The sequence below is a fragment of the Pseudarthrobacter sulfonivorans genome (genome assembly GCF_014712225.1).
Lineage (GTDB): Bacteria > Actinomycetota > Actinomycetes > Actinomycetales > Micrococcaceae > Arthrobacter > Arthrobacter sulfonivorans.
The window spans coordinates 71,848-87,727 of sequence record NZ_JACXBW010000017.1 but is presented as its reverse complement, the minus strand read 5'-3'; the positions used below and the strand labels follow the sequence as shown (position 1 = coordinate 87,727).

Annotated in this window: 12 protein-coding genes and 1 pseudogene; 6 read left to right on the top strand and 7 right to left on the bottom strand. The window is 62.3% G+C overall.

Annotated elements, in window-relative coordinates; all coding sequences use genetic code 11:
* The first annotated feature begins 25 nt into the window (after window positions 1–25).
* A complete protein-coding gene (locus IAQ70_RS18795) occupies window positions 26–880 on the top strand; it encodes a fumarylacetoacetate hydrolase family protein (protein ID WP_190991057.1) in 855 nt (284 codons plus the stop codon).
* A 91-nt stretch (window positions 881–971) separates the two neighbouring features.
* Here the strand turns inward: IAQ70_RS18795 and IAQ70_RS18790 are convergent, their stop codons facing one another.
* From IAQ70_RS18790 to IAQ70_RS18765, 6 genes are all read right to left on the bottom strand, one after another.
* Entirely contained in the window at window positions 972–2,564 is a 1,593-nt protein-coding gene (locus tag IAQ70_RS18790; protein ID WP_190991055.1) for an aldehyde dehydrogenase (NADP(+)), read from the bottom strand.
* A 707-nt stretch (window positions 2,565–3,271) separates the two neighbouring features.
* Window positions 3,272–4,159, bottom strand: coding sequence for a glycine betaine ABC transporter substrate-binding protein (locus IAQ70_RS18785; protein WP_190991053.1), 888 nt, complete (start codon window positions 4,157–4,159; stop codon window positions 3,272–3,274).
* 38 nt (window positions 4,160–4,197) lie between these two features.
* Window positions 4,198–5,115 (bottom strand): ABC transporter permease, encoded by a 918-nt coding sequence (locus IAQ70_RS18780; protein WP_190991051.1) that lies wholly within the window; start codon window positions 5,113–5,115, stop codon window positions 4,198–4,200.
* Window positions 5,105–6,232: a quaternary amine ABC transporter ATP-binding protein gene (locus tag IAQ70_RS18775; protein WP_223860345.1), complete on the bottom strand. Its 1,128-nt coding sequence runs from the start codon at window positions 6,230–6,232 to the stop codon at window positions 5,105–5,107. Before IAQ70_RS18775 ends, IAQ70_RS18780 begins: the two co-directional genes overlap by 11 nt.
* Before the next feature lie 37 nt (window positions 6,233–6,269).
* Window positions 6,270–6,815 (bottom strand): flavin reductase family protein, encoded by a 546-nt coding sequence (locus tag IAQ70_RS18770; protein ID WP_190991049.1) that lies wholly within the window; start codon window positions 6,813–6,815, stop codon window positions 6,270–6,272.
* Window positions 6,812–8,209 (bottom strand): LLM class flavin-dependent oxidoreductase, encoded by a 1,398-nt coding sequence (locus IAQ70_RS18765; protein ID WP_223860343.1) that lies wholly within the window; start codon window positions 8,207–8,209, stop codon window positions 6,812–6,814. The genes IAQ70_RS18770 and IAQ70_RS18765 overlap by 4 nt, the downstream gene beginning before the upstream one ends.
* Before the next feature lie 178 nt (window positions 8,210–8,387).
* Here IAQ70_RS18765 and IAQ70_RS18760 point away from each other — a divergent pair.
* Window positions 8,388–9,128 (top strand): annotated as a pseudogene (locus IAQ70_RS18760) (SDR family NAD(P)-dependent oxidoreductase).
* 174 nt (window positions 9,129–9,302) lie between these two features.
* Here the strand turns inward: IAQ70_RS18760 and IAQ70_RS18755 are convergent.
* Entirely contained in the window at window positions 9,303–9,542 is a 240-nt protein-coding gene (locus IAQ70_RS18755; RefSeq protein WP_190991047.1) for a hypothetical protein, read from the bottom strand.
* A gap of 361 nt (window positions 9,543–9,903) precedes the next feature.
* Between IAQ70_RS18755 and dapA the strand changes: the two genes are divergently transcribed.
* From dapA to IAQ70_RS18735, 4 genes are all read left to right on the top strand, one after another.
* On the top strand, window positions 9,904–10,803 hold the full coding sequence (gene dapA / locus IAQ70_RS18750) for a 4-hydroxy-tetrahydrodipicolinate synthase (RefSeq protein ID WP_190991045.1): 900 nt from the start codon (window positions 9,904–9,906) through the stop codon (window positions 10,801–10,803).
* 79 nt (window positions 10,804–10,882) lie between these two features.
* Entirely contained in the window at window positions 10,883–12,394 is a 1,512-nt protein-coding gene (locus IAQ70_RS18745; RefSeq protein WP_190991043.1) for an aldehyde dehydrogenase family protein, read from the top strand.
* Between the two features lie 10 nt (window positions 12,395–12,404).
* The gene (gene purU, locus IAQ70_RS18740; protein ID WP_190991087.1) at window positions 12,405–13,316 is read left to right on the top strand and encodes a formyltetrahydrofolate deformylase; all 912 of its coding nucleotides are present in this window, start codon (window positions 12,405–12,407) and stop codon (window positions 13,314–13,316) included.
* A 31-nt stretch (window positions 13,317–13,347) separates the two neighbouring features.
* Window positions 13,348–15,840, top strand: a complete 2,493-nt coding sequence (locus IAQ70_RS18735; protein WP_190991041.1) for a GcvT family protein — start codon at window positions 13,348–13,350, stop codon at window positions 15,838–15,840.
* Window positions 15,841–15,880 lie beyond the last annotated feature (40 nt).

The following is a 15,880-nucleotide window of genomic DNA, read 5'->3' as shown; positions in this document are numbered from 1 at the left end:
CGGCCCCTGAAAGTAAGGTCTTCACATGCGCTTGGCCAATATTTCAAACCGCCTGATGCTCGTTACCCGAGATGACCGGGTCATTGACGTATCGCACGAAACCGAAGGCAGGTTCAGCCCCAGAATCCAGGAATGCTATGGACGCTGGGACGAACTCAGGGAAGCCGCGGGGGAGTTGGAGACGGCAACGGGAAGGGCGCTTTTAGGGATTGCCCCCGAAGAATTTGGCACCCCCGCGCCACAGCCACGCCAGATTTTTGCGATCGGGCTCAACTATGCTGCCCACGCGGCGGAGGCGGGCCTGGCCGTGCCGGCGGACATCACTGTCTTCACCAAGTTCCTCTCGTCGCTGAGCGGCCCCTACGGGAGCATCGTTTTGCCGCCGGGAACGGTGGACTGGGAGGTGGAGCTGGTGGCCGTGATGGGCAGTGGTGGAGCGAACATAGGCACCGCCGATGCGTGGCGGCACGTCGCCGGGCTTACCGCCGGGCAGGACCTCTCGGAACGCACCAGGCAGTCCTCGGGACCGGCCCCCCAATACAGCCTGGCGAAGTCATTCCCGGGATTCGGCCCCATGGGGCCGTTTCTGGTCACTCCGGACGAGTACGGCGACCCCAACAGCATCGATCTCAGCTGCACGATCAACGGGGAACAGGTCCAGACGGGCAACACCATGGATATGGTCTTCCCGATTCCGGAGATCATCGCCCGCCTGTCCAGGATTACGCCCTTGCTCCCAGGCGACGTCATTTTCACCGGCACGCCGCCGGGAGTGGGAGTGGGCCGCGTTCCGCAACGCTTCCTCGCTCCTGGAGACGAACTTGTCACCTACGTGCAGGGCGTCGGCGAAATGCGCCATCGGATGACACCCGGGGGATAGGACCGGCCGAGGGCAACACGAAAAGGGAGCAGCGGATTTCTCCGCTGCTCCCTTCGCTGTCCGGAGCCAGTTTCGGCTGGCTGGGTGTCGGTTAGACCGTTGCTTCCGCCTTCTCAACCAGGCCGTTGACCAGCCGGTTCAGGTGCCAGGGGTTCTCGTCCTGCAGCGAAGCGGGAAGGAGCTCCTGCGGCAGGCTCTGGTAGGCGACGGGCCGCAGGAACCGGTTGATGGCAAGACTACCCACCGAGGTGGTGCGGGAATCAGAGGTGGCCGGGAACGGACCGCCGTGGACCATGGCGTGGCCTACCTCGACGCCGGTGGGCCAGCCGTTCACGATGATCCGGCCCACTTTCTGCTCGAGCGCGGGGATCAGCGGTGCCGCCGTCGCGTAATCCTCTTCCGTGAGCTGCAGGGTCCCGGTGAGCTGCCCCTCGAGTCGGTTGACGGCCTCAATCAGTTCCTCCACGGAGCTGTAGCGGATAACGAGGCTGGCGGCACCGAAGATCTCCTGATGCAGGACGTGATTGGTGACGAAGTCCCTGACCAGGGTGCCGAAGATCGTGGGGGCAGGGGCGTTCTTGGTTGCGCCTTCTGTGCCCTGACCGACCAGGCTGACCCCGGCCGCGGAGCCCAGTGCCTCGGCGCCCGCGTTCCAGGAGCCAGCGATCCCTTCGGTAAGCATGGTCTGCCCGGCGCAGGCGGAAACGGCGCGTCCGACGGCCACCGCGAGTTTGTCGCCCAGCTCGCCGACGGGGGCGAACAGGAGTCCGGGGGAGGTGCAGAGCTGCCCTGAGCTGCCGGTGACCGCAGTGACATACTGCTGCGCGAGGGCTTGGACATCACCCTTGAGGGCGCCTTCGAAAACGAAGACCGGGTTGAGCGACGACATTTCCGCGTACACGGGAATCGGCTCCGGCCGAGCGGCTGCGGTGCGCATCAGCGCGATGCCGGCGGCCTGGGATCCTGTGAAGCCGACGGCCTTGATGGCGGGGTCGGCCACGAGGGCCTGGCCGATGCTGGCGCCGGGCCCATACACCAGCGAGAACACACCGGGGTGGAGGCCAAAGTCCTTGACGGCCTTGGCCACGGCCTGGCCAACCAGCTCACCAGTGCCGGGGTGGGCGTTGTGGGCCTTGAAGACGACCGGGCAGCCGGCGGCGAGGGCCGACGCGGTGTCGCCGCCCGCCGTCGAAAACGCGAGCGGGAAATTACTGGCGCCGAAGACGGCGACCGGACCCAGCGGGATCTGGCGCTGCCGGATGTCTGCACGGGGGAGAGGGGCGCGGTCCGGCAGTTCCCGGTCGATCCGCACGCCGCGGAAGTCGCCCTGGCGGACAACGTTCGCGAAAAGGCGCAGCTGGCCGGTCGTGCGGGCGCGTTCACCCTGCATGCGGGCGGCGGGCAGCCCGGTTTCCTGGCCGGCGCGTATGATCAGTTCGTCACCGATGGCCTCGATGTTGTCCGCGATGGCTTCCAGGAAGCCTGCATGCGTCTCCGGGTCCAAGGTGCTGAAGGACGGGTAGGCATCGGCGGCCGCCGTGGTCGCCTGCTTGAGCTGGTCTCCCGTGATCAGCGAATAGGCGGGGTCGAGCTGTTCATTCGTGGCTGGATTAAAGCCAAAGGTCGTTCCATTTTCGCCGCTGACCTGCTGTCCGGCGATGAGCGAATGTCCGTTTACTGGCATTTCTTCTCCTGAAGGTAAGTGACCGTTTGATGATTCGGCCGGGTGGAAGCTTTTGTGGATTCAGCTCTCTAACGCAAGCTGGACAGGATCCCGGGAGGTGCAGAGTGGCCGGTTCTGCGATAAACGGCGACGCCGTCGGCCTTGTGAATCATCACCCTCCCCTGTCCGCCCGCCTGCAGGATCCAGAAAACGCTTCCAGCCGGACTCCTGAGGTCAACGGAGCCCGACGCTGTTGCCGTGTCCCCGCGGTAAATGACAACCCTGTCGCTGGGGTTCAGTGCGGTCCAGTTACCCACCAGTTCAAGGGAGGGCCCCGAAGTACGGCGGATTCTGGTACGGAGCGGTCTTCTCATGGCTGTCCTCCTCGTTGAGTGAGCGCTTGCGGGAGTCCGATTGAGCTTCGGAACCTTCCTTACAGTATCCTGCAATTCACATATTGAACGTCGTATTCAATTTTAGATGTAAGCGGGCTCACTGTCAAAGAATCGGAGCGAGTCGGCCACATCTGTCAGGTCAGCTGGGAATTGTCCGGGGCCATTGCGAGTGGGACAAGCCGCGCCTGGACCACCGGCTCCCCACGGACCCCCGACGACGTCGAGCACTGAGGCTGCACGCCCAAAGGCCCGGAACACGCCATTGATGCGCGTTTCGGACCTTCGGTGACTCTTTGGTGACCCCACTAGGTGGCGGGCCGTGGATCTATTCGCCTACTTGAGCCATTCGTCTGCGGCTTTCCGGTTAGCGGGCGTCTCCAACCACTTCTGGGCTCCTGTGATGGCATCCTTCGTTTCGCTGACTGCGAGCATCAGCGATGCGTATTGCTCGTCGGTGAGTTCGGAGTGTTCCATCCAGCCGCGCACGTCTGCGTGCTTTTCAGCGAAATTCTTGGAGAGTACGACGTAGGAGCCATCGGGCTTCGGCCAGCCTTGGGAGTCGTCTTTGAGGGCCTTGATCGGCATGGATGCAAAGGCCCAGTGCGGTTGCCACAGGGCTACAACGACCGGCTTGTTGTTGTCGACTCCGCTCTTCAGGGCGGCGAGGGCGGCCGGGGTGCTGCCTTCGACGATCTTGAGCTTGTCCTGGGCGGAGTACTTGGCCAAAACATCGGGAAGCAGCTTCATTTCTCCGGAACCGGCTTCGATCCCGACAATTTTGGAGTCGTATTTCCCCGCGTTCTGGACCAGGTCGCTGATGCTGTTTTCCTGGACGAAGTCAGGCACCGCCAAGACCAGCTCATCGTTGGCGAAGTACGGCTTATCGGGGATCACGAGGTCATTCTTGTACTTGTCGATGTAGGCCGCATGCGTTGATGGCAGCCATGCGTTGAGGTAACCGTCGAGGTCTCCCCGGGCGATGCCGGAGAATCCGGCTGCCAGGTCCACGCTGGTGGTTTTGACCGTGTAGCCCTTTTCTTTCAGCAGCACAGACCAGAGGCCTGTGACAGCTACAGTGTCATCAAATCCGGGGACCGTGGCGAAGTTGACAGTCTTATTATTCCCGTCGTTATTGCCGCCTCCACTTGAAGCCGGTGTGACTCCAGAGCAAGCGCTGAGGCTGGCGACGACGGCAACGCAGGCAATTGCGGTTCTGATCATGTTTTTCAAAGGTGGGCTCCTGGGTGGGGTGGTTTGTACTAATGAACTGCGAGGGCTGGTTCGGGATTGGCCTGCGGGGTGATGGCTTTGGCGGCGGCGCGTTCTTTCCGGAGCCGGTTGCTCTTGCGCAGTACCCCCGGCAGGGAGCTTGCGCCGCCTGTGACTCGGTCGAGGTATACGGCAAGGATGACGACGGCGAGGCCGCCTTCGAAGCCTCGGGCGGTATCAAGTTGGGCGACGCCCTGGACAACAACGCCTCCCAGTCCGCCTGCTCCCACCAGACCGGCGACGACGACCATGGAAAGGGCGAGCATGATGACTTGGTTTACGCCGACCATGATGGATGGGAAGGCCAGAGGAAGCTGGACATCGCGCAGGATCAGGCTCTTCTTGGCGCCGAAGGCCTGCGCTGCTTCGAGGAGTTCGGAGTCCATCTGGCGGATGCCGAGCTCGGTCAGGCGTACGGCAGGAGGTATGGCGAACACGATCGTTGCCGCGATACCGGGGACTTGGCCTACTCCGAAGAAGAAAACGGCCGGAATGAGGTAGACGAACACGGGCATGGCCTGCATGAGGTCCAGGACCGGACGCATCACGGCGCTCACAGCGGAACTTAGGGCCGCCCAAATCCCAAGTGGAACGCCGATCAGAAGGGCGGCAGCGACGGACACAAGCACAATCGAGAGGCTGGCCATGGTTTCAAGCCACAGCCCCATGGAAAGGATGAGCAGGAAGGCCGCCGCCGAGAAGACCGTGATACCGATGCTCCGGGTCATGAATGCCGCCGTCGCGGTGAGCAGCGCAATGATGACCAGCGGGTGCAGGACGATGAGTGCAAATTCGACGCTGCCAACGATTTGTGTGGTGAGCCAGGCGATGCCGTCGAAGAACCAACCGAGGTTCGCCAAACACCAGTTAATGAGGGACTCAAACCACCCTCCAACATTAAGCTCCATGGACAGATTCCTTTGGGGAGAGGGCGGCGAAGACTTTTTTCGCCGTGAGTTGGCCAAGTACCAGACCCTGATGGTTGGTGACGTGGATCCGGTCGCATCCGCCGGCGAACACCGGCAGCAGATCGGCAATGACTGTCGTGGTGGTGGTGTGTTGTACCCGTGGTTCCGCACCGTCCGTGGTGGGCGTGACGGGTCGCGCGCCGGTCCTACAGCCGTCTTCGTGGTCTGCCCCGGTGAAGGGTTCTGCCAGCATGCCGGCGTGGAGGACCTTGCTGCGGTTGACTTCGGCTACGAACTTTTCGATATATGGATCGGCGGGGGATTCCAGGAGATCCAGTGCGGTTCCGCGCTGGATCTGTTTGCCTTCCTTCATGACCATGATCTGATCCCCGAGGTGCATTGCTTCATCCAGGTCATGGGTGACGAACACGATGGTCTTCTTGAAGTTGCGCTGCAGCTCAATCAGCAGCTGCTGCATATCCTGCCGGATCAGCGGGTCAAGCGCGCTGAAGGGTTCATCCATCAGCAGAATTTCCGCGTCAGTTGCCAGCGCACGGGCCAACCCGACGCGCTGCCGCATGCCGCCGCTGAGCTGATCGGGCATGGCGTGTGTCCGGTCTCCCAGCCCGACCAGGTTCAAAGCCTCTGTGGCTTTCGCCTCGCGTGTTTGCCTGTCCACCCCGCGAATCTTCAGCCCGAAAGCTACGTTGTCGAGCAGGGACTTATGGGGAAAGAGGCCGAAATGCTGGAACACCATGTTGATGGTTTCGTTCCTGAACGCCCGAAGCTTGGCCGGATCGAGTGCGCCCACGTCTTTCCCATCAATAACGATGGAACCCTGGGTGGCGTCGATGAGCCGGTTGAGCATGCGGATGATCGTCGACTTCCCGGACCCCGATAGGCCCATGATGACGAAGATTTCCCCGCGCTTGACCTCGAAGGAGACGTCGTCGACGGCTTTGAAGCCGTTTTGAAGGGACGACTTACGCGATAGCAGGGACCTGGCCCTGGGCGGATAGAAGATCTTGGTGAGATGCTCCGCCTTGATGAAGGGGGCTGCGGTGTTCATGTCTTCCTTGCGATCTTGGGTGGGTGCTTCGAGGTACATGGCGTTCATGGGTTGCTCCTGACTTCGCTGTCTGGGTGCCGGACGGTCATGGCTGGGCGCTCTCGGTGGCTGTAGGGGCGGGCACAGGCCATTGGTGGAATTCGCCAAACTTTCCGCCCCGAAAGACAAGGGCTTCGCCTGTACCGGCTTGCATTGCCTTCACGGCTCCGACGATCATGTAGTGGTCACCGGCGACTACCTCCGAGAGCACTTCGCAATCGATCCATGCGGTGGAGTTCAAAATCCGGGGGGTGCCCAAAGCGCTGTCCGCATAGTGGATCCCTTGGAATTTCTCCTCGCCCTTTCGGGACAGCGACCTGCACACGTTGAGCTGGTCCGTGGAAAGAATGTTGGCCGTGAAGCGTCCCAAGGACCGCAGTACCGGCCACGTGCTCGAGGACTTGTCGACACAGAAGGTTACGAGGGCCGGCTCCAGGGACAGCGACTGAAAGGTTCCGACGACGAGCCCTGCAGGTTTCCCGTTGATGTCCAGCCCCGTGACAGCAACGACACCCGTGGGAAGGAGGCCGAACACTTGGCGGTAGGCGCCGGGGTCCACGGCTGGCGCGGATACGGTTGCTGCGGCAGTCATGACTGCTGCCCTTGCAAAGCGTTGGATGACAGGGAATCGCGGTAGACAGCACCCGGGTGGTCATTGGCGATGCGGGAATTGCCGGCGCCGAAGAGGCTTTCACGCAACGTCGATCCCTCGTATGCGGACCTCATAACGCCCCTGCGCTGCAGTTCGGGGACCACGTATTCGGTGAAGTCCTTGATGTCCTGGTATTTGACCGCGTGGGCAACGTTGAAGCCGTTGATGCCTGTCTCGTCCATCCATGCGGTCAGTTCATTGGCTACGGTCTCGGGGCCCCCGACAATGACCGGTGATGTCCCGCCGATGCCGATGTACTCTGCAATGTCGCGGGGTGTCCACTCCTTCTCCGGATCCATCTTGGAGAAAATGTCCACCATCGTCTGGCCCGCGTTGGTCTTCACATGGCGGAGGGGGACATCGGGATCGAACGTTGACATGTCCAACCCCGTCCAGCCGCTATACCGGGCCATGGCACCTTCGTAGGAGACCAGTTTGCGGTAGTCCTCGTACTTCTCCCGGGCCTCGGCGTCAGTGGGGGCGCTGATAACTGTAATCATCTGGAGCACGGCGATGTGGGCGGGATTCCGGCCTGCTTCTTCCGCCTGCCGGCGGAGTGAGTCAACTTGCTTTTTAAGGCCGGCCTTGGATGTCGCGTTCATAAAAACGGCTTCGGCGGTGGCCGCCGCGAGAGCCACGCCGCGGCTGGAGCCGCCGGCCTGGAAGATTACGGGGGTGCGCTGCGGTGACGGCTCGCAGAGGAAAATTCCCGGCACGGTGAAGTACTTGCCTTCGTGCTCAATTGGATGGACGCGCTGAGGGTCTACGTAAGTCGAGCTGGCGGCATCCGAAACCACCGAGCCCTCTTCCCAGGAGGCCTCCCACAGCTTGAGGGCAACATCGATGAACTCTTCGGCCACCTCATACCTGTCGTCATGGGCACGCTGAACACCCGTTCCGAGATTCCTCGCAGCACTGTCTGCATAGGACGTCACGACATTCCAGCCGATGCGTCCGTTTGTGAGGTGATCCAGAGTGGCGAACTTCCGTGCCAGCGCGTAGGGGTGGTCGTAGGCGGTGGTGGAGGTTACTCCGAAGCCGAGATGGGTTGTGGCCGCAGCCATGGCAGGGATGGCGAATGCGGGGTCGTTGGCCGGGATCTGCGCGGCGTCTTTGAGTGCTTCGGCAACACTGCCGTTGTAGACGTCGTGATATCCGACATTGTCGGCGAAGAAGATGCCGTCAAAACACGCTTCTTCGAGCAATCGCGCGTATTCCACCCAGTACTTCACGGACTTGTACTCGCCACCGCGGTCAGCGGGGTGCCTCCACAGGCCGGCTGAGAGGTGGGCGGGACCAGCGAAGTCGAACGCGAACAGTCTCATTTGATTCATGGGATGCGCTTCCTGATACGTTCACTAAGTGAACAGCTTGATTAGCTAGTGAACAAAAGAATAGAGTGGGCGAGGTCACATCGTCAACAGGCGAGTAGTGGCCATCCTGATAATTCGAAGAAACAGCGGCCCCGATGAGCGGCCGGGAGTTGGAGCGGACAGTGCAACTTGAAGGCAAATCGCCCTGGTTGCAGGCGGGGGACAGGGCATCGGCCGCGGCATCGTGGACCGCTACCTGGAGGAAGGCGCCAACGTGGCGATCGTCCAGCGCCATCATCTGGACGGGTCATTGGAGAACAATCCCAGCGTTCTTGCTATCGCGGCGGATCTCGCCTTGCCCGCGGCAGCCTGAGAAGTCATCGAGCGCACGGTGGGGCACTACGGCGGAATCGACGTCGTGATCAACAACGCCGGCATCATGTTCGAGCGCAGCATTCCGGCAATCAGCGTGGCGGAGTGGGACCTGATGATGGCGATAAATCTCCGGGCACCGCTATTTTTAGCCCAGGCCGCGCTGGCGCACATGAGAAAGCGAGGCGGCGGGAGCATTATCAATATCGGCTCCATTGAAGGCCTGGCCGCAAACCCCGGGCATGCCGATTACTACGCCTCCAAGGCCGGGATCCACGGCATGACCCGCGCCATGGCCGTGGACCACGGGGAGGAAAATATCCGGTGCAATGCCATTGCGCCCGGATGGATCGGGTCCGAACTCAGCGACATCTATCTCGCAACACTGCCCGAGCCGGACGCGGCCCGCGACGCCTTAAATCGGCTGCATCCGCTGGGGCGGGTGGGGCGCCCTGAGGATGTGGGCGACCTGGCCGTCTATCCTGGCAGCGAAAGGTCCCGGTTCCTCACAGGAGAGATCATCGTGCTGGACGGCGGCAGGACGGCGAAGCTTCCGCTGCCATCCTGAACGGTTGGTACCGGAGCCCCCCGCGTTGCGAAACGGAGGGCTCCGGGGTCTATTGGGGATCAGTCAGTCTCGGGACCGGTGCAGAAAAAGCATTCACTGGCATCCGGCCCGGTGTCGCAGCCGCCGTCGATGAGCACGATGCGCTCCGGCGCCGCGCCACTTGGCGTCGCGCCGCTATTCACCGGAAAAGAGGCTCGTCAGAAATCGCTCCAGTTCGGGACTGGGGACGATGACTTCCCCGCTGGTGTCGGCTTCTGCGGAGGGGAGGTAGAGGCCCTCCCATGGCGTGCAGATCATGCCATCGGGCAACGGACGGGTAGCCGCTTCCGCTGAGGCCCGGGCCGACTCCGCCGCCGGGTGCCTGCTGCCTTTGCGGCCGAAGGAGAGTGACATAACGCTGTGGGCGATGGTCATGGTGGCTTCCTCTCTGAAGCGATCCACTGTGGGAATTCGGGGCTCGAGCGAGTCGGGCTGATTGTTATTTTTGAACGTGACGTTCATTGAGTGAACGGCATTGCATGAGTATGCCACGCATCACACTGGGGCGCAAGGCGAAGAGCGCCCAGGTCGTGCGCTCAAATATTTCCGCCACATTTCGACCCCGTTTCCTTTGCGTACCAATTTCATCCGGCATTAACTCATCTCACAAAAACCCTTGCGAAGCTGTGAATCCGCGGCTAATAATTGATCAGGACGTTCAAAAAATGAACGATTTTGATGGTGCATCCAAGGCCCATGATTCGACGCGTCCCACCAATAGCAGACAGGAAACTCCATGTCCTCACAGCTCAGCGGTGTCCTCACCGCACTGGCCACCCCCTTCACTGCCGACGGCCTGATTGATGAGTCGCAACTGCGTCTCCTCGTTGACCGGTCCATCGATGGCGGCGTGGACGGGGTTGTTGCCTGCGGCTCCACCGGCGAATTCGCGGCCCTCAGCGCTGATGAGCGGCGCTTGGTCGTGGAGACGGTTGTGGAGCATACCGCTGGACGCGTACCGGTTGTGGCGCAGACCGGGGCGACCAGCACGGCGGAGGCAATCCGGCTGTCCCGGCATGCGCAGGACTGCGGTGCCGACGTGCTCATGCTGATCACGCCCTACTACGAGCCGCTCTCACTGCCCGAGACCACCGGGTATTTCAGTGCCGTGGCCGAGGCCGTGGAGCTGCCGGTCATGCTTTACAACTACCCGTCAGCCACCGGAGTCAACCTCGACCCCGAAACAGTGGGAAAACTGGCCCGCGAGGTGGAGAACATTCAGTACATCAAGGACTCCAGTGGCGACATGGGACAGGCTATCCAGCTCATCCACCGCCACCGCGAGCACATCACCACCATCATCGGATCGGACAATTTGATCCTGGCGGCCCTGACGGAAGGGGCAACCGCAGTCATGGCCGGAACCGCGAACATCCTGCCCCGCGAGATCGTAGCCGTGCGCCGGGCAGTCGCGGCCGGCGACTTCGCCACCGCCCAAGCCGAATGGAACCGCATCTACCCACTGATCGACGCCATTCTTTCGGCCCCCTTCGTGCCCGCCATCAAAGCCACGCTGGCAGCCTTGGGCCACCCCATCGGTACCCCGCGCCGTCCCACCGCAGACCTTGACGCTGCACGTGTTGCCCGCATCGAAAAGCTCATAGTCGAACTGCAGATCGAGGCGGCCTACGCCTAGACAGCGAAAGCAGCGAGCAGCCGGATCAAACCGACAGTCCAGACATACCTTCAGGTCCAATCAACTATCAGGAGTGACCATGACAACTACGGCGACAACAACTTCAGGCACCGTCCGGCGAGGAACCGGCACGACCCCCATCCTCGCTAGCGAGGCGCTGCCCCCGGGCCAGCATTTCATCGCAGGTGGGTTCCGGCCCGGAATCACGGGCGAGAAGCAGGCCGTGGTAAACCCCGCGAACGAGTCCACCATCTGCGAGGTCGCGCAGGGCACCGCTGAAGACGCCGACGCCGCCGTCCTCGCAGCAGTGGAGGCGAAGGAAGCGTGGGGCCGGACTTTGCCCAAGAAGCGGGCGGAAACCCTGCTTGCCATCGCCGACCGCCTGGAGGAAAACGCCGACCTGCTGGCCAGGTTGGAATCGCTGAACACCGGCAAGCCCCTGATGGTGTCGGAGGACGACGTCGCCTCTTCCATCGACTCGTTTCGTTTCATGGCCGGGGCAGCCCGCGCTACAACCTCCCTTGCCGCCGGGGAATATGCCGAAGACCACCTGTCCGTCATTCTCCGGGAACCACTCGGCGTGGTCGGGGTCGTGACCCCGTGGAACTACCCGCTGCTGATGGCCGTTTGGAAAATTGCGCCCATCCTGGCGGCCGGCAATACGATCGTCCTCAAGCCCTCGGAGCAGACCCCGCTGACCACGTTGAAGTTCGCCGAACTGACCGCAGACCTGCTGCCGCCGGGTGTATTGAATATCGTCACCGGTCTTGGCCCGGTCATTGGGGAGCGCCTGGCCGCACACCCGAACGTGGACATGATCGCCCTCACGGGCTCGGTTAACAGTGGCCGCGCCGTCGCCCGGACCGCGTCCGAAACCGTCAAACGGGTTCACCTGGAACTTGGGGGCAAGGCACCCGTCGTGATCTTTGCCGACGCTGACTTGCAGGCGGCCGCCGAATCCTTGCGGGTCGCAGGCTACTGGAACTCTGGGCAGGAGTGCGGCGCCGGCTGCCGCGTCCTGGTGCACGAATCGGTCGCAGAGCGTTTCGCCGAGCTGCTGGTCGAGCAGGTGGGCACCCTTGTGGTTGGGGAGCCTACCGCCGGTTCCGACGTCGAAATTGGCCCGATGATTTCGAAGGCCCATTTTGAGCGAGTACTCGGGCACCTTGAGCGGGCCAAGGAAGCTGGAGCGAAGGCCGTACTGGGCGGCGGTGCCCTGGAAGGAAGTGGCTACTTCGTAGCCCCAACTGTCCTGGTGGATGTCCCCGAAGGCGCAGCCTGCACCCTGGAAGAAATTTTCGGCCCCGTCGTCACTATTGAGACGTTCTCCGCCGAGGACGAGGCAGTCAGCCGTGCCAACGAGGTGCCCTACGGACTTGCAGCGTCGGTCTGGACCCTCAACGCACAGCTGGGCCATGACATGGCCTCACGCCTGGACGCCGGAACAGTTTGGGTGAACTCGCACCTGGTTCTTGCCAACGAGATGCCGTGGAGCGGCTTCAAGAGCTCCGGGTATGGCCGGGACCTGTCTGCCTACGCGCTGGACGACTACTCCCGCACCAAGCACGTTATGCACAACAAGGCGCGGTAACAACGTGTCCATGCTGAAAACGCCCGCGCTGCCAGAGGCAACCGCTGACGGGGCCCCGGCCTCGAAAGTTCCGGTGACCGGAAAGTTTGTCCTCACGATGTCATGCACCGAACGGCCCGGAATTGTCCACTCGGTCACGAGTTTCCTTTACGAACGCGGCTTCAACATCGAGGAACACCAGCAGTTCGATGACGGGCTGCGCCAGACCCACCATCTTCGGACGGCTTTCTCAGGCCCGGCTCATTACTCACCCGAGACCCTCGCGGAGGAGTTTGCGCCAATTGCCCGGCGCTTCGACATGAAATACGACTTCCATGATGAAACCAAGAAACGCATCCTCGTCATGGTGTCCAAGTTCAGTCATTGCTTGAACGACCTGATCTTCAGATGGCGCGGCGGCAGCCTGGGCGGCGACCTGGTCCTTGTTGTCTCCAACCACGAAACCCACCGGCCAATGGCAGAAGCAGCCGGCCTGCCCTTCATCCATATTCCAGTCTCCAGTGACACCAAGGCCGCTGCGGAACGTCAGCTTCTGGAGCTTGTGGACGAACACAACATCGACCTGGTGGTCCTCGCACGCTACATGCAGGTCCTGTCCGATGATCTATGCCGCGCTCTTGAGGGTAAAGCCATCAACATCCACCACTCATTCCTGCCTGGGTTCAAGGGTGCCCGCCCCTACCACCAAGCGTATGACCGGGGGGTCAAACTGGTCGGTGCGACAGCCCACTACGTGACAGCCGACCTTGACGAGGGACCGATCATCGAGCAGGAAGTCATCCGGGTGGACCACACGTACGGCCCCGCGGCCTTGTCCACGGTGGGGCAGGATGCTGAAGCACTGGCACTTTCCCGCGCCGTCCGCTGGCACTGCGAACACCGGGTGCTTCCCGACCAGTCCAGCACCGTCGTCTTCCGTTAATAACGACTCCCCACTTAGCAGGAGAAACACCATGGCATCTACGCCACGCATCGTCATCATCGGGGCGGGTATTGTCGGCACGAATCTGGCCGACGAACTCGTATCCCGCGGCTGGAACAACATCACGGTCCTGGACCAGGGGCCGCTCAACATGCCCGGCGGCTCAACGTCCCACGCCCCTGGCCTCGTCTTTCAAACAAACCCCTCAAAGACTATGGCCACCTTCGCCAAGTACACCGTCGAGAAGCTGCTTTCCCTCACCGAGGACGGCATGAGCTGCTTCAACCAGGTGGGCGGACTGGAGGTGGCCACCTCGGAAACCCGGCTGACCGAGCTCAAGAGGAAGCTCGGCTACGCCGCAGCCTGGGGCATCGACGGGAAACTTCTGACTCCGGGGGAGTGCAAAGAGCTCTACCCGCACCTGAACGAGGAGATCGTTCTCGGTGGTTTGCACGTGCCCAGTGACGGGCTCGCCCTGGCGGCCCGGGCAGTACAGCTGCTCATCAAGCGAACCCAGGACGCCGGCGTCACTTATCTCGGTTCCACTACCGTGCTCGACATCGTACGTGCCGACGGCCGGGTCACCGGCGTCAAAACAGCCGACGGCGTCATTCCCGCGGACATCGTCGTCTCCTGTGCCGGATTCTGGGGAGCCAAGATCGGTGCCATGATCGGGATGTCCGTTCCCTTGCTTCCCCTCGCGCACCAGTACGTCAAGACGACGCCTGTCCCTGACCTCAAGGGCAAGAATGAACTGCCGAACGGCGCTGGCTTGCCGATTCTTCGCCACCAGGACCAGGACCTGTACTACCGCGAACACGGCGAACGCTACGGGATCGGCTCCTACGCGCACCGGCCCATGCCCGTGGATCTTCGTGACTTGGATGACATCGCCCCTGAGGAGATGAGCGAACACCGCATGCCCTCACGCCTGGACTTCACACTCGAGGACTTCCTGCCGGCGTGGGAAGCATCGAAGGACATCCTCCCCGGCCTGGCCGACAGCGAGATCGAGGACGGGTTCAACGGCATCTTCTCCTTCACGCCCGACGGCGGCCCGCTGCTGGGTGAAGCAAAAGAACTCGACGGCTTCTTCGTTGCCGAGGCAGTCTGGGTCACCCACTCTGCAGGCGTGGCTCGTGCGATGGCCGAGCTTCTCACCACCGGCCGCTCGGAAACGGATCTGGGGGAGTGCGACATCAACCGTTTTGAAGACGTGCAGCTCACCCCGGAATACGTCAGCGAAACGTCCCAGCAGAACTTTGTGGAAATTTACGACGTGCTCCACCCCCTCCAGCCGCGCTTGTCACCCAGAAACCTGCGGGTCAGCCCCTTCCATACGCGCCACAAGGAACTCGGCGGATACTTCCTCGAGGGCGGCGGCTGGGAACGGCCCTACTGGTTCGAATCCAACGCAGAGCTCCTGAAGGAGATGCCCGCGGACTGGCTCCCGCCCGCCCGCGATGCCTGGTCCGGGATGTTCAGCTCACCGATTGCCGCCGCGGAGGCATGGAAGACCCGCACAGCCGTCGCCATGTACGACATGACGCCCCTGAAACGGCTGGAAGTCTCCGGCCCGGGCGCACTGCAGCTATTGCAGGACCTGACGACGGCAGACCTGGACAAAAAGCCCGGCGCTGTTACCTACACGCTGGTTCTGGACCACGCCGGGGGAGTTCGCAGCGACATCACAGTCGCCCGCCTCGCCGAGGACACCTTCCAGCTTGGTGCCAACGGCAACATCGACCTGGGCTACTTCACCCGGGCAGCCCGTCACCAGACGGCAAGCGGAAGTTCATCATCCTGGGTTCAGGTCCGCGACACCACCGGAGGCACCTGCTGCATCGGCCTCTGGGGTCCGCTGGCCCGGGACCTGATCAGCACCAGCAGCGAGGATGACTTCTCCAACGAGGGCCTCCGATACTTCCGAGCCAAAAACGCGAGCATCGGGGGAGTTCCCGTCACCGCCATGCGGCTCTCCTATGTGGGCGAGCTTGGCTGGGAAATCTACACCTCCGCCGATAACGGCCAACGGCTGTGGGATGTTCTGTGGAAGGCCGGCCAGCCGTTTGGCGTCATTGCGGCAGGACGGGCAGCCTTCAGCGCCCTCCGGCTCGAAAAGGGATACCGGTCCTGGGGAGCGGATATGACTACCGAGCACGACCCGTACGAGGCCGGACTCGGATTCGCCGTGAAGATGTCCAAGGACAACTTTGTGGGCAAAGCCGCATTGGAAGGACGGTCGGAAGAGGCGTCGGCCCGGAGGCTCCGGTGCCTGACCATCGACGACGGCCGCTCGATAGTCCTGGGCAAGGAACCCGTTCACTATAAGAACGAAGTCGTCGGATACGTGACCAGCGCGGCATATGGGTATTCCGTGGCCAAGCCCATCGCCTACGCGTATCTGCCGTCAACAGTGTCTGAAGGCGACGCCGTCGAGATCGAGTACTTCGGGAAGCGGGTCCAGGCGACTGTCTCGGCCGAACCTCTCTACGACCCGGAGATGACCCGGCTGCGGGGTTAGCCGCAGAGCTGAGGGAAGGTACGCCCGGGGTTCATGGTAA

Coding starts and splice junctions, on each gene's coding strand:
- IAQ70_RS18795 (WP_190991057.1), top strand. CDS start 26: ATGCGCTTGGCCAATATTTCAAACCGCCTGATGCTCGTTACCCGAGAT.
- IAQ70_RS18790 (WP_190991055.1), bottom strand. CDS start 2,564: ATGCCAGTAAACGGACATTCGCTCATCGCCGGACAGCAGGTCAGCGGC.
- IAQ70_RS18785 (WP_190991053.1), bottom strand. CDS start 4,159: ATGATCAGAACCGCAATTGCCTGCGTTGCCGTCGTCGCCAGCCTCAGC.
- IAQ70_RS18780 (WP_190991051.1), bottom strand. CDS start 5,115: ATGGAGCTTAATGTTGGAGGGTGGTTTGAGTCCCTCATTAACTGGTGT.
- IAQ70_RS18775 (WP_223860345.1), bottom strand. CDS start 6,232: ATGAACGCCATGTACCTCGAAGCACCCACCCAAGATCGCAAGGAAGAC.
- IAQ70_RS18770 (WP_190991049.1), bottom strand. CDS start 6,815: ATGACTGCCGCAGCAACCGTATCCGCGCCAGCCGTGGACCCCGGCGCC.
- IAQ70_RS18765 (WP_223860343.1), bottom strand. CDS start 8,209: ATGAATCAAATGAGACTGTTCGCGTTCGACTTCGCTGGTCCCGCCCAC.
- IAQ70_RS18755 (WP_190991047.1), bottom strand. CDS start 9,542: ATGACCATCGCCCACAGCGTTATGTCACTCTCCTTCGGCCGCAAAGGC.
- dapA (WP_190991045.1), top strand. CDS start 9,904: ATGTCCTCACAGCTCAGCGGTGTCCTCACCGCACTGGCCACCCCCTTC.
- IAQ70_RS18745 (WP_190991043.1), top strand. CDS start 10,883: ATGACAACTACGGCGACAACAACTTCAGGCACCGTCCGGCGAGGAACC.
- purU (WP_190991087.1), top strand. CDS start 12,405: ATGCTGAAAACGCCCGCGCTGCCAGAGGCAACCGCTGACGGGGCCCCG.
- IAQ70_RS18735 (WP_190991041.1), top strand. CDS start 13,348: ATGGCATCTACGCCACGCATCGTCATCATCGGGGCGGGTATTGTCGGC.